Below are 12358 nucleotides of genomic sequence, written 5' to 3' on the forward strand. Positions count from 1 at the left end.
CTATTTAAAACAGCTTCCTGGGGTGAGACAATCGACTTTCTGAAGGCCATGATATAGAAAAACTTCACTATGAATCGGTTCCCTCCCTTCAAAGCGCTCGTGGCATTCGACGCCTCCATGAGACACAACAGCTTCAGTGAGGCGGCACGAGAGCTTCATGTCACCCCTGGCGCCATAGGGCAGCAGATTCAGAAGCTCGAGGCATGGTTGGGCACTGCATTGTTCGTGCGTTCAGTAAGGCAAATACAGCCAACAATTGCGGCTATCCGCTATTGGGAAGATATCCAGGCTTCGCTGATGCGAATTCAGAGGGCCAGTGATGAGTTGCGTATGGATCAGGCAAACGAGGTGTGGTTGTCCATGCCACCAACCCTAGCCGCAAAATGGTTCGCCTCACGAATGGGAGACTTTCTCAGCTTCAGACCGGATATCTCGTTGCACCTGAGTGCATCGACAACCTTGATAGACTTTGAGCGTGATCGAGTTGATCTTGCTATCCGCTATTTTGACGGCAATGACCCCAGCTTAGACTCGACACTGCTTTACGCTGACGAGGCTCGACTTTACTGCGCACCTGCTTATGCTCGGAAGCATTCACTGAACAACCCCGAGGATCTGGTGCGAGTTACACTCCTTCAAACCACCTTACTGCCTCATTGGCCTCAGTGGTTGGAAATGCACACTCGATTGTCTAAAGCCCAAATTTCTGCAATTCCAAGCCAGCACTTCGATCAATCCATATTGGCTATAGAGACTGCCCGTCACGGCCAAGGGGTAGTTTTGAGTAGCTCAATTCTTACCCAGCTAGAGGTTCAAGACGGTTCCCTCATAGAGCCTTTTGAGCTGACCCTACCAGTCAGTAAGGGTTATTTCCTGGTGCACCTGCGGGGCACACAGTTGCGTCCGGCAGCAGCCATCCTCAAACAGTGGTTGATCAAGCGGGCCGAAGAGGAGCGTCTGCTCGCGTGATCCCTGGTGGGCTCGCAAGCGTTGGCGGCGCTCTCGCCGTGGTGTATTAGCCTGGCATTCTTCATCGACTATCCCTGATCAAGTTGCTCAACCGCATAATGCCGTCGCTAGCTTATCTGGCGCAGGGGCGAGCGAAAGGCAAGGTTGTTGTCCAGATGAAGTAAGTGGAGCGGCCAGGTGCCCTCAGGGTGGCGTCAGCTTAAGTCGGAAGCGGATTGCACCCTTCCTTAGGACTCGGTGAAACACAAAGGGGAGCGAAAGCTCCCCTTTTTTGTGGCTGCAGTTTAGTCCCGGTGCGACTTGTTCAGCCGTTCTGCCTTGGTCGTTATTCGGCAGTCAAGAAGCACACGAACGCAGTAGCCATCGCGCCCACGAGCACGACCCCAAGCATCGTATACGGGGGCAGGGCGAGCAGGGTGCCGCTGGTGATGGCCAAGGCAGCACACCCCATCTGCATGAAGCTCAGCAACGCTGAAGCAGCACCGGCCTGCTTGCCGTATGGATGCAGCGCGATAGCGGTGCCGAGTGGGTTAAATAGACCCATACCCAAGAGGAAAATGCTCGGTGCGATACAGAAGAATTTGAAGTCGGTTGGGCCCCACAGCAGAACCAGGCTGCCGGCCAGGGCGACCACCAGGCCGATGCGTGCCGCTGTCATTTGCCTCCAGCGATTGGCCACGCGTGGTGCTATCAGGCCGGCGGTGAACACGAGCACGACTGTCATTGCGAAGAAAAGCCCGAACTGCAGCGACGACAACTTGAAGCCAGTGAGTAGGATCGCAGGTGCCATGGAAAAGAATGCGTAGAGCGCGCCTATCACCAAGCTAACAGACAGGCCTGGGGACATCAGCCTGCGGTCGCGGATCAGCGCGGCATAGCTTCGAGAGACCGCCTCTACCGACAGCGGCGAGCGCCTGTCCGGTGAATGTGTCTCACCCAGGCGCATTCTGTAAATCAGCGCTAGTGCCAACGCCACCATCGCGATGATGATGAACAAAGCTCTCCACCCTATCGCGTCACTCAAAATGCCGCCGATCAATGGGGAGAATCTTGGAGCAGCTGCCATAGCGACCATGGTTAGGGATAAGGCTCGTGCCAGCTCTTCACCGTCATACAAGTCACGAGCAATGGCACGTGATAACACTGCTGTAGCGCACACGCCCAACGCCTGAATGCTCCGCCCTGCAATGAGTGCGGGTAGAGAATCTGCCAATGCGCACACGACACTTCCGAGCATGAAAATGGCCAAGCCGGACAGCACCAGGCGTTGCCGGCCAAAGCGATCCGATAGCGGGCCCACTACCAACTGTCCCAGTCCGAACACTAGGAAAAAGCTACTCAGCGTTCCACTCAGCTGGCTGATTGAGGCTCCCAGGTCGCGTGCCATTGAAGGGAATGCGGGCAGGATGATGTTCGTTGCCAGTGCCCCCATAGCTGCCAGTGCTGCGAGAAGGAGCACAGCACCTGTGTGCAGCGTCGTGATGTTCGAAGCAGGGTTCGAGCTATCGGTTCGGATAGCAGCTACCTGCGGCATTTGGTCGTCGCTCATGCGCTGTTCATCTCTAGCAAATGAATCCTGTACCTCGTCATGAAGGCAGCCTTGAAAAGCTTCAGGGCTGTCCATCAGCGAGGTGTTCATGCAGTTACGAATGCCGCGATTCATGGCGGCACGAGCAGCTCTGCTCGTTTCTTGGCTGGAGCGGCTCGGGCCAAACAGGGGCTTGCTGAGGCGCTCACACTGAATTATTGTATCTACAACATTTGTATATGCAATTGTTTGCTTAGGGGGGAGCTGATGGGAGGATTCGACGAGAGTGTTCGCTGGCTTGCTGAGGAGGAGAGGGTTCGAGCTCGCCTCAGATCTCCTGGCGTGGCATCCGCCGAAGAGGTCTCCAGTCGTTCTGGTATGGAGATGTTCAACGCGATTTTCGATGGTGAGCTCCCACAGCCACCGATGGGAGACACCCTCAGCTTCATACCGATACAGATGAGCCCAGGTGAGGCTATTTTTCAGGGCCGCCCGCAGGTGCGGCACTACAACCCCATGGGAACGGTTCATGGCGGCTGGTACGCAACGATCCTCGATTCAGCGGTTGGGTGTGCGATCCACACCACGCTACCTGCAGGGAAGGCTTACACGACCTTGGAGCTCAAGGTGAACATGGTGCGGGCCCTGACTGCTGATGTCGCGGTGGTGCGTGCAGAAGGGAAGGTCATCCAGGTAGGGCGACAGGTCGCCATAGCGGAGGGCCGCATTATTGGCCCAGACGGCAAGCTTTATGCGCACGCTACTACCACGTGTTTGATATTCGATTATCGCGCCTGAGTTTCGGCGGGCTGAGTTCACCCGCTTTCACGTGTGTAGTTAAAGGAAGAACCTCAACTGCTTGGAGCTTTGCTTTGAGCGGAGCTTAACTGCCTCAAAGCTAACTGCTCTGAGGCACTGGATATAGTCAGTTCTGGAGTCGGAGTTTGAATATGAAGTACGTTGCGTTTGGAAATACTGGGTTGCGGGTATCCCAGGTATCCCTTGGAACCGGTAATTTCGGCACGGGCTGGGGGCATGGAGCTGATCCAGAAGTCAGCAAGAGCCTCTTTAACGCTTATGCAGAGGCGGGCGGCAATTTCATTGATACTGCTGACAGCTATCAGTTTGGCCAGTCAGAAGAGCTTGTAGGCGAGCTGCTGAAAGGTCGCCGCGAAGACTTTGTGTTGGCCACAAAGTACACAAACGGTGCTAACCCCAATGCTAACCGCCTAGTCACGGGCAATAGCCGTAAGGCCATGGTTGCGTCGGTCGAAGCAAGCCTCAAGCGCCTGGGGACGGATCGAATCGACATGTATTGGGTGCATCACCCGGACGGTGTGACGTCTCTGGATGAAATCCTGCGTGGCCTCGATGATCTCGCCCGGGCCGGCAAGATTCTGTACGCCGGGTTGTCGAATTTCTCTGCATGGCAGCTCTCGAGGGCTGTGACGATTGCTGAGCTGACCCGCTCCCTGCCGATTGCTGCGGTTCAGTTCGAGCACAGCCTAGTACGACGCGAGCCCGAGGCCGATATTTTCCCTGCATCTCAAGCCTTTAATCTGGGCATGGTGACGTGGTCGCCTCTGGGCGGAGGGTTACTGACCGGAAAATACCGTAAAGGCGAAGCGGGGCGTGCGGAAGCGCTTGGCGGGAAAGTGTTCCAGCCTGAAAACTCGACTCAGAGAACTGACGTGCTGGACACCGTTATCAAGATCGCCGAGGAGCTGGGCACCACTCCAGGCCAGGTTGCACTCGCCTGGGCAGGTACTCACGGCTCAGTACCAATCATTGGGCCACGGTCGCTGTCTCACCTTGTCGATAACCTTGCTGCCCTGAACTTGCACATGACTCCGGAGCAGATTGATCGCTTGGATGTCGTGAGCAGTTTGAATCCAGCCGCTCCAGCGAGAACGCCGGTTGTGTGGGGTGGGAAGTAAGCTTTCAGGTGTCCCGAGGGGCTTGTCAGCCGGATGTTGCTTGTTGGCTAAGGCGCTTTGGGATAAGGTTGCATATACAACTGTTGTAGGTGCAAGTCTGTCTCATGGAAAACATCCGCAAGCCTCAAGGCTGTACCAACCTGAAGCTCAGGCAACTGACGCGAATGGTGACTCGGCATTACGATGGCTACGTCGCTGCGACCGGTTTGAAGAATACCCAGTACGCATTGCTGTCCTATATCGTAAGGCTTGGCCCAATCCGCCCAGGTGATCTCGCTAAGCGGATGCAAATGGATGCGTCGACGTTGACCCGCAACACTCAGCCATTAGTGGCGCATGGGTGGATTGAAATTCAGCCGGGAAGGGACGCCCGGAGTCGCGTTGTGGTAGCCACTGAGGCAGGCCGAGCTAAGCAGGCCGAAGGCCAGAGGGCTTGGAAGCAAGCTCAAGATGCCCTCAATGACAAACTCGGATTAGAGACCGTCGCGACCTTGCACGACATCTTGGACGCCGGTATTCAATGCCTGGATGACGGGATTGATAATGCGAGTGAGCAAAGTCTCTGAGTAATCCTTAACTTTACATTTGGCTTCGTATTATTGCCTTTATCACTTTATGAGTGAGGTATTGCTATGCGTATGCAATTTGTACGAGACACGCAGGCACCAGGGCGTGAATCGCTCCTAGTTTCGTAGACACATCCGAGCTGCTGCTTCTGGCCGATAGCCGCCTTCTGGAGGGGGAGAAGGTAGCGCTCGCTCTTGTGGCGGCTGGTAGCATCAGATCATCGGATCCCAGCGTTGCGACCAATCCGGGTCCTGCGCCACTACTTCGCGCAGCAGTGCGAAGGCCTGCTGCAGCGCTTGCGAATCGCGGTCGCGCGAGTAGACGAGATAAGTCGGGTAGCTGAACTCCGGCGCCTTGGGCACCCGGCGCAGCACCTTGCGGTCCAGGTAGCTCTGCACCACCCGCGTGCGGAAGTAGCCCGAGCCGCCGTTCTCCAAGATGTACTGCAACGCCAGCGGGCCGAGGTTGAACGATACCGGCGCCTTGGCCAGCTCCGGCAGCGCGCTGTCGTGCTGTTGGCGGAAACCGTCGCCCCAGTCGATATAGACATAGGGCTCGGGGTTCTTCGCGCGGACCAAGATCAGTTTCTCCTCCAGCAACTGTTCCACCTGCATGCCCGGCCAGTAGGTCGGCTGGTAGACCAGGGCGGCGTCCAGCACGCCCAGCTCCAGCTGGCGCAGCAGGCTGGGGCCGTTGCCTATCTCGGCGCGCACCGCGTGGTCGCCGATCACCTGGCGGATGCGGCTGACCCAGCGCAGCATCAGCGGGTTGCACAGGCTCACCTCGCCACCGATGTGCAACACGTTATGAATGCCCTCGGGCAGCGGCAGATCGCGCTGGGCCGACTCCCAGGTCTGCAGGATCTGGTTGGCGTAGGTGACGAACGCCTCGCCGTGCGGGGTCAGGCGCGCGCCGGCGCGGTTGCGCACGAACAGCGTGCAGTTGAGATGCGCCTCCAGCTTCTGCACCCGTGCGGTGACGGCGGTCTGGGTGATGTGCATGCGCTCGGCAGCGGCGACGAAGCTGCCGTGGCGGACGATTTCCAGGAAGGTACGGGTGAGGTCGATGTCCATTCGGAAGCTTCTGCGTGAATCAGGCAGGCAGTTTAGCGTCCCGGTGTTTCCCAGGTCAGCCCAGGTGGCTGAGCAGGTCGCGTTCGAGGGCAGCGATCAGGTCGGTCTGGGTGATCACGCCCACCAGCTCGCCGCGCTCCAGCACCGGCAGGCAGTGCAGGCCGTGATCGGAAAGCAGCGGGATCAGCTCCACCGCATGAGTATCGGCGTCCACGTGCAGCGCCGGGCTGGTCATCACCTCGCCCAGCAGGCGGCCGCGGCGCAGGCCGATGCCGCCAAGCAGGCGTTTCCACCAGACGCTCCGGGGCACCAGCAGGTCGATCAGGCTGACGATGCCAACCAGCCGGCGATCTTCGTCGAGGATCGGCAGGGCCTTCAGGTGGTGCTTCACCAACAGGCGCAGGGCGTGACTGAGCGGCGTTTCCGGCGAGGCGCAGATCAGGTCGCGCGACATCACCTCCCGCGCGCGGGTGTCGCCCATGCTGCGGCGCAGGGCGTGGCGCTCGGTGCTGCGAACGATGCGTTCCAGATCGTCACGGGTGATGTCGACGAAGCCGTCCAGCTCGTCCAGCGCCCGGTCGAGGTCGGCGGCCTGGATGCCGACCCGCGCGCCGGGGGTCGGGTCCTGCGTCTGGTGGTTGTCCGGCGCGAGGCTGCGGCGGCGAGGGTAGGGTATGCGCGTCAGGTTGTTGAACAGCAGGGCCAGCAGCACCAGGCAGAGGCCGCCGCTGATGGCCGGCAGCGTTGCCATCCAGGCCGGCTCGCCGGGCAGGGGCGCGGCGAATACCATGCAGAAGGCCAGCGCGCCGCCCGGCGGATGCAGGCAGCGCAGCGGGTACATCAGCAGTAGGCTCAGGCCCAGGGCGAGGGCCGCGCTGGCGATGCCGGCGGGTAGCCAGAAGCCGATCAGCAGTGCCACCAGCGATGCGCACAGGTAGCTGCCGATCACCGACCAGGGCTGGGCTAGGGCGCCGGAAGAAACCGCGAACAGCAGCACTGCCGAGGCGGCCCAGGGACCGGCGAAGTGCAGCGCCACCGAGGAGCCGAACAGCAGGCCGCAGGTGGCGGCGCTGAGCAGGAAGCCCAGGCTGGCCCCGGTAGAGGCGCGCAACCATTCGCGTGGACGGGTATGGGGGATGTCGGGCAGGTACGCGGCGGCGCGGTGCCGCCAGCCGGTGAGAACAGGCATCGGAAGGTCCGGGACAGAGACTGAAAAAAACGGGCTCCAGGGAAAGAGCCCTGCAAGGTGCCGCAATCGGCACTCGGGGAGGCCCCCTCCCTGGGGCTGGAAAGCAACAGCGCTGGAAGTCAAAGACGCGGGGAAATCAGGCGCGCATTCGGTAGGGCGGTGGCGGTTCCGGCAGCGGCTGGACGATCCGTTCGCAGTGCCGCCCGGTGGCCGCGCTCATACGCCGCGCGGCTTCAGGATCGTCGGCGAAGGGCAGCAGCGCCGCCTGTTCGTCAGCGTCCCGGCGGCAGGCTCGCCAGCAGGCAACGGCGCAGGCGATCAAGCCGATGAGGCTCAGCAGCATCTGATTCTCCTCAGGCTCTGGCCGCTTCGAGGCTCGTTACCGGCTTGCCGGCGCGCACCGTGGCCCAGGTGTTCCAGGCCATCAGCATCATGCCGCTGGCGAAGGTGGAACCGCCGATCAGCCGCACGATGTAGCCGGGATGGCTGGCCGCGAGCGCCTCGACGAAGGAATAGGTCAGCGTGCCGTCGGCATTGATGGCGCGCCACATGAGGCCCTGGGTGATGCCGTTGACCCACATGGAGGCGATGTATAGCACAGTGCCGATGGTAGCCAGCCAGAAGTGGGCGTTGATCAGCCCGACGCTATGCATCTGCTCGCGTCCGTAGAGCTTGGGAATCATGTGGTAGAGCGCGCCAATGGAGATCATCGCTACCCAGCCCAGGGCGCCGGCATGCACGTGGCCGATGGTCCAGTCGGTGTAGTGCGACAGCGAGTTCACTGTCTTGATCGCCATCATCGGCCCTTCGAAGGTGGACATGCCGTAGAAGGCGAGCGACACCACCAGGAAGCGCAGGATCGGGTCGGTGCGCAGCTTATGCCAGGCGCCGGAGAGGGTCATCATGCCGTTGATCATGCCGCCCCAGCTCGGCGCCAGTAGGATCAGGGACATCACCATGCCCAGGGACTGGGCCCAGTCGGGCAGCGCGGTGTAGTGCAAATGGTGCGGGCCGGCCCAGATGTACAGCGTGATGATCGCCCAGAAATGCACGATGGACAGGCGATAGGAATAGATCGGCCGCTCGGCCTGCTTGGGCACGTAGTAGTACATCATGCCGAGGAAGCCCACCGAGAGGATGAAGCCCACCACGCTGTGGCCATACCACCACTGGATCATCGCGTCGGTGGCGCCCGAGTAGATCGGATAGGACTTGAGCAGCGTCACCGGAATCGCCAGGTGATTGACCACGTGGACCATCCCAGTGACCACGATGAAGGCGCCGTAGAACCAGTTGCCCACGTAGATGTGGCGCACCTTGCGGCGGGCGATGGTGCCGAAGAACAGGTAGGCGTACACCAGCCAGAGCACCGTGACCCAGAGGGCGATGGGCCACTCCATCTCGGCATATTCCTTTGACGTGGTGATGCCCAGCGGGTAGCTCACCAGCATTGCCACCAGGCTCGCCTGCCAGCCCCAGAACAGTAGGTTGGCCAGGGAGTCGGAGATGATCCGCACCCGGCAGGTGCGTTGCACCACGTAGAAGGAGGTGGCGAACAGCGCACTGCCGCCGAAGGCGAAGATCACCAGGTTGGTATGGATCGGCCGGATGCGCCCGAAGCTGGTCCACGGCATCTCCAGGCTTAGCTGCGGCCACACCAGCTGGGCGGCGATGAACACGCCCATGAACATCCCGAGGATGCCCCAGCCCAGGGTGGTGAGAGTGAAGCGGCGAACAATGTCGTAGTTGTATTCGGCGTCGTGGGGGGTGTGCTGATCGAAGGGTATCGCGCTGTCCATCTTGATTCCGTCGTACTCCGGTTGACTGACGGCTCCCTGCCCGTACGAATACGGTAAGACGAATTAGGCATTTAGGAGGCAATTCGCCACAGGGAGCCCAAACAGTCTGAACAGACGCAATGGATGCAACAAACGAATAATAATGCTGCGTAAGTGCATTTATTTTGAATTAAGGTCGAGCCGCTGCCATGTGGCCGCTCTACCATGCCTTGTCCAGGATCAAGGCCTACGAGCGGCGCAGCGGAAATGAGGAGGTACGGCGCAAGCTGGATGTATTCGGGAAATTGCAGCATCAGTGCAATTCAATTCATTTAAATCGACTGCGCACGATGGTCTAGGATGCGCCTTCGCCATTACCGGGGGACCTTCATGTCCGACGACCTTATTCCCTGGCTGCAGACCCTGATGCGCGCCGAGCGCGCTGGCGCGCGGGTCATGCTCGACAGCCTGCGGCAGACCAAAGAACCCGTAGTGCGCCTGCGCCTGGAGCGTCTGCACGAAGGCGAGGCAGAGAGCTGCCGTCGTCTGCGCCGCTGCCTGGAGCGCCTGGGTGCGACGCCCGACAACGGCGTTGGCGATTTCCACGCCAGCGCCATGGCCATCGAGGACCTAGAGCTGCGCTTCGACTTCATTGGCCGCGGCCAGCACTGGATCGCCCGGCAGATAATCCTACGCCTACCGGAGATCAAAGAGTCCTGGCTGCGCGAGGAGCTGGAAGCTGTGCTGCAGTTACATCGGTGAATTTAGCGCTGAGGTTATCCACGATGTCCTTTTTCGTCGGCTCGCAACGAAAACTACCAATGCTGGGCATGACCTGCCTTTATGCGATATGCATTTCCAGGGTGTAGTTCGCTTAGTTGCAACCATGACCAATTGCTGCCCTATTTAGCGGCAGTTTCCGACCCAATGCTGACCTCAGACAATGGGGCAATCACCTCGCCTGAGGTATCGCTCCTAGCGTGCTCAAGGTCTAAGCCATTAAGCTTTTGCCGCAGGCCGCAATCGGAAGCTAATGCCCATGCGGTTGAAAGCGTTCATCGCTGCAATGGCAGCTGTCAGGTCTACCAGATCCTTCTCCGCAAACACTGCCGATGCGGCCGCGTAGGCTTCATCTGATACGTGTGTCTCGCTAACTCGCGTGACTTCTTCTGCCCAGGCTAGTGCCGCGCGCTCCTGATCCGAGAACAGATATTGTGCTTCATGCCACACCGGTACCAACAGCAGCTTATCTACTGACATACCTTCTTTGATCAGATCACGTGAGTGCAGATCGATACAGTGAGCGCAGCCATTGATTTGAGACACCCTAAGGAACACCAGATGGATCAGTGACATTGGCAGATCTGTCGCAGTAGTTACGAAATGATGAAGTACTCCGAGGGCTTTGGCAGCACCAGGGGAAGATTGAAACCAGTTGAGGCGACTCATGAATTTCTTTTCCTTGCTGTGCGACGGTGACGAGAGAGCCACATGCGTGGTCGATTGCATCAATAACCCCGACGAATTCCAGAAAGCCGGTTTGTGTATGGGGTGACCAGCCCAAAGGGCGCTACCTGCATGGGGCGAAAACAAGAGCTTGGAGTCAATTTTGGTCGAGAAGCGGGCTATGGTAATGATCCGCTACAAGACTAATGTATTGATCCACTTTAGAGGTGCTCATGCCACCGAATCTGCTCCTGTCTGGACTAATGGCGTTACCGACGGAAAGACCTCCTGAAGGCGTCAATCTTCAAGAGTGGCTGTATTTGGAGCTGCGCAACGCGATGCTTGTCGGACGTTTGCCTGCAGGCAGCAAACTGCCGGGAAGCCGGACACTGGCCTCACACCTGTGCGTGGCACGCGGAACGGTGCAGGCAGCGTATCAGCAGCTTTTGTCTGAGGGATATGTGGTTAGCCGACCTGGCAGCGGCACCCGGGTTTGCATGGAGCTTCCGGACGCAAAACTGCGAATTACTTCCTCACAGCAGAGTGCTGGAGTAAAAATCCCGGCGCGACGAATGCCCCCGGTCACGGACTGGGGAGAACGATTGAAGTCCATCACATCCGCTTTTGCCAAGCGCAGGGTCGCTCCTGGTCTGCGCCCTTTTTTCCCTATGCGCTGCGACGTTCAATCATTCCCGATTGATCTCTGGCGCAAGCTGCATATCCAGCAGATGCGAAGTTCCAAAGTTGAGACACTCCTCGATTATGAGCCCGCCGGGTTGCCAAGCTTGCGCCTCGCCATTGCCGAGCATGTGGGCTCCGCTCGAGGCGTCCAGGTTTCGGCGGACAACATCGTGGTACTCAGTAGCGTGCAACAGGGAATCGATCTATGCCTACGCCTCTTGGCACCTCCTCGGGCTCGCGTTTGGATGGAGGATCCAGGCTATCCGGGAGTTCGCCAGCTTATGGCGCTCGCAGGCTGTGAGGTGGTGGACGTACCTGTGGATCAACAGGGTATGCGTGTCCAGGATGGTATCCAGGCCGCTCCCGAGGCAGCACTGGCTTATGTGACGCCCTCGCGGCACATGCCCTGCGGCCACGAACTATCTCCCCCTAGAAGGCTTGAACTGCTACATTGGGCGCGCGCATCTGGGGCCTATATCATCGAAGATGACTATGACAGCGAGTACCGATTCATTGCCAAGCCCATTCCTGCCTTGCGCGCTATGGCCGGCGCTGATGATCTGGTGATCCTCGCGGGTACATTCAGCAAACTGCTATTTCCGTCTGTTCGGCTGGCCTATTTGGTGCTACCGCAACATCTGGTGGACGTCTTTACCCGAGCGGTAGCGCTGACCTCGCGACATCCAAATAGCCTTAGTCAGGCTGTGCTGGCGGCATTTTTCAATCAAGGACACTTCGATCGGCACGTCAGGCGCATGCGCAAGCTCTACTCGTTGCGTGCTGAAGCGCTCAATTGCGCAGCGTCACAGCACTGGCAGGGATTGATCGAGGTACCGGAGATTCGTGCCGGACTAGACACCCCCTGTTCGTTACTGGTCGGAGACGAAGCTGAGGCGTGCCGGCGAATCGAAGAGGTCAACGTTGATGTATTACCGCTTGCGCGGTTCTACAAGGCAGCGAGCTCGCCTGGTTTCCTGCTGGGATTCGCAGCTTATGAGGAGCGATCCATATTTGATGCAGCTTTGGCGGTCAGAAAGGCATTGATCTGATTGAATGTTCTTGCTCTGGCGGGGCGAACTGGGAGTCCTTTCATGATTGCGTTTGCTCTGCATCGTGTTAGGCGAGAGCACTTGCACACCTGATAACTTCTAGGGGCCCACTTCTGCCTGTGAGTTGAGGCAGCTACCGGC

At 59.1% G+C, this 12358-nt stretch carries 12 protein-coding genes; 6 read left to right on the forward strand and 6 right to left on the reverse strand.

Annotation, left to right across the window (positions count from 1 at the left end; genetic code table 11):
• Positions 1 to 69: 69 nt before the first annotated feature.
• Positions 70 to 969 carry a LysR substrate-binding domain-containing protein gene (locus tag N5C91_RS31350; RefSeq protein WP_017516869.1) on the forward strand — a complete coding sequence of 300 codons (900 nt, stop codon included), beginning with the start codon at positions 70 to 72 and terminating at the stop codon, positions 967 to 969.
• Between the two features lie 325 nt (positions 970 to 1294).
• Here N5C91_RS31350 and N5C91_RS31355 read toward each other — a convergent pair whose 3' ends face one another.
• Positions 1295 to 2632, reverse strand: coding sequence for a multidrug effflux MFS transporter (locus N5C91_RS31355; protein ID WP_279834368.1), 1338 nt, complete (start codon positions 2630 to 2632; stop codon positions 1295 to 1297).
• A 132-nt stretch (positions 2633 to 2764) separates the two neighbouring features.
• Here N5C91_RS31355 and N5C91_RS31360 point away from each other — a divergent pair, with 132 nt between their 5' ends.
• From N5C91_RS31360 to N5C91_RS31370, 3 genes are all read left to right on the forward strand, one after another.
• Entirely contained in the window at positions 2765 to 3295 is a 531-nt protein-coding gene (locus N5C91_RS31360) for a PaaI family thioesterase (RefSeq protein WP_037005964.1), read from the forward strand.
• 152 nt (positions 3296 to 3447) lie between these two features.
• Positions 3448 to 4434: an aldo/keto reductase gene (locus tag N5C91_RS31365; RefSeq protein WP_236225450.1), complete on the forward strand. Its 987-nt coding sequence runs from the start codon at positions 3448 to 3450 to the stop codon at positions 4432 to 4434.
• A gap of 104 nt (positions 4435 to 4538) precedes the next feature.
• Positions 4539 to 5000 carry a MarR family winged helix-turn-helix transcriptional regulator gene (locus tag N5C91_RS31370; RefSeq protein ID WP_017516873.1) on the forward strand — a complete coding sequence of 154 codons (462 nt, stop codon included), beginning with the start codon at positions 4539 to 4541 and terminating at the stop codon, positions 4998 to 5000.
• Between the two features lie 213 nt (positions 5001 to 5213).
• On the opposite strand, the gene N5C91_RS31375 is transcribed toward N5C91_RS31370, so the two are convergent.
• The 4 genes from N5C91_RS31375 to ccoN form a co-directional block, all read right to left on the reverse strand.
• Positions 5214 to 6074, reverse strand: coding sequence for a LysR family transcriptional regulator (locus tag N5C91_RS31375; protein ID WP_279834373.1), 861 nt, complete (start codon positions 6072 to 6074; stop codon positions 5214 to 5216).
• 55 nt (positions 6075 to 6129) lie between these two features.
• Complete coding sequence (locus N5C91_RS31380; RefSeq protein ID WP_279834374.1) at positions 6130 to 7263, reverse strand: CBS domain-containing protein; 1134 nt, start codon at positions 7261 to 7263, stop codon at positions 6130 to 6132.
• A gap of 136 nt (positions 7264 to 7399) precedes the next feature.
• Positions 7400 to 7606, reverse strand: coding sequence for a hypothetical protein (locus tag N5C91_RS31385; protein ID WP_043157857.1), 207 nt, complete (start codon positions 7604 to 7606; stop codon positions 7400 to 7402).
• A 10-nt stretch (positions 7607 to 7616) separates the two neighbouring features.
• Positions 7617 to 9062 carry a cytochrome-c oxidase, cbb3-type subunit I gene (gene ccoN, locus N5C91_RS31390; protein ID WP_279834377.1) on the reverse strand — a complete coding sequence of 482 codons (1446 nt, stop codon included), beginning with the start codon at positions 9060 to 9062 and terminating at the stop codon, positions 7617 to 7619.
• 369 nt (positions 9063 to 9431) lie between these two features.
• Here ccoN and N5C91_RS31395 point away from each other — a divergent pair, with 369 nt between their 5' ends.
• Positions 9432 to 9803 carry a DUF6306 domain-containing protein gene (locus N5C91_RS31395; RefSeq protein ID WP_279834378.1) on the forward strand — a complete coding sequence of 124 codons (372 nt, stop codon included), beginning with the start codon at positions 9432 to 9434 and terminating at the stop codon, positions 9801 to 9803.
• Between the two features lie 237 nt (positions 9804 to 10040).
• On the opposite strand, the gene N5C91_RS31400 is transcribed toward N5C91_RS31395, so the two are convergent.
• Entirely contained in the window at positions 10041 to 10490 is a 450-nt protein-coding gene (locus tag N5C91_RS31400; RefSeq protein ID WP_279834380.1) for a carboxymuconolactone decarboxylase family protein, read from the reverse strand.
• A gap of 230 nt (positions 10491 to 10720) precedes the next feature.
• Here N5C91_RS31400 and N5C91_RS31405 point away from each other — a divergent pair, with 230 nt between their 5' ends.
• Positions 10721 to 12217, forward strand: a complete 1497-nt coding sequence (locus N5C91_RS31405; RefSeq protein ID WP_279834381.1) for a PLP-dependent aminotransferase family protein — start codon at positions 10721 to 10723, stop codon at positions 12215 to 12217.
• Positions 12218 to 12358 lie beyond the last annotated feature (141 nt).

It is taken from the genome of Pseudomonas sp. GD03903 (genome assembly GCF_029840045.1).
GTDB lineage: Bacteria > Pseudomonadota > Gammaproteobacteria > Pseudomonadales > Pseudomonadaceae > Pseudomonas > Pseudomonas pseudonitroreducens.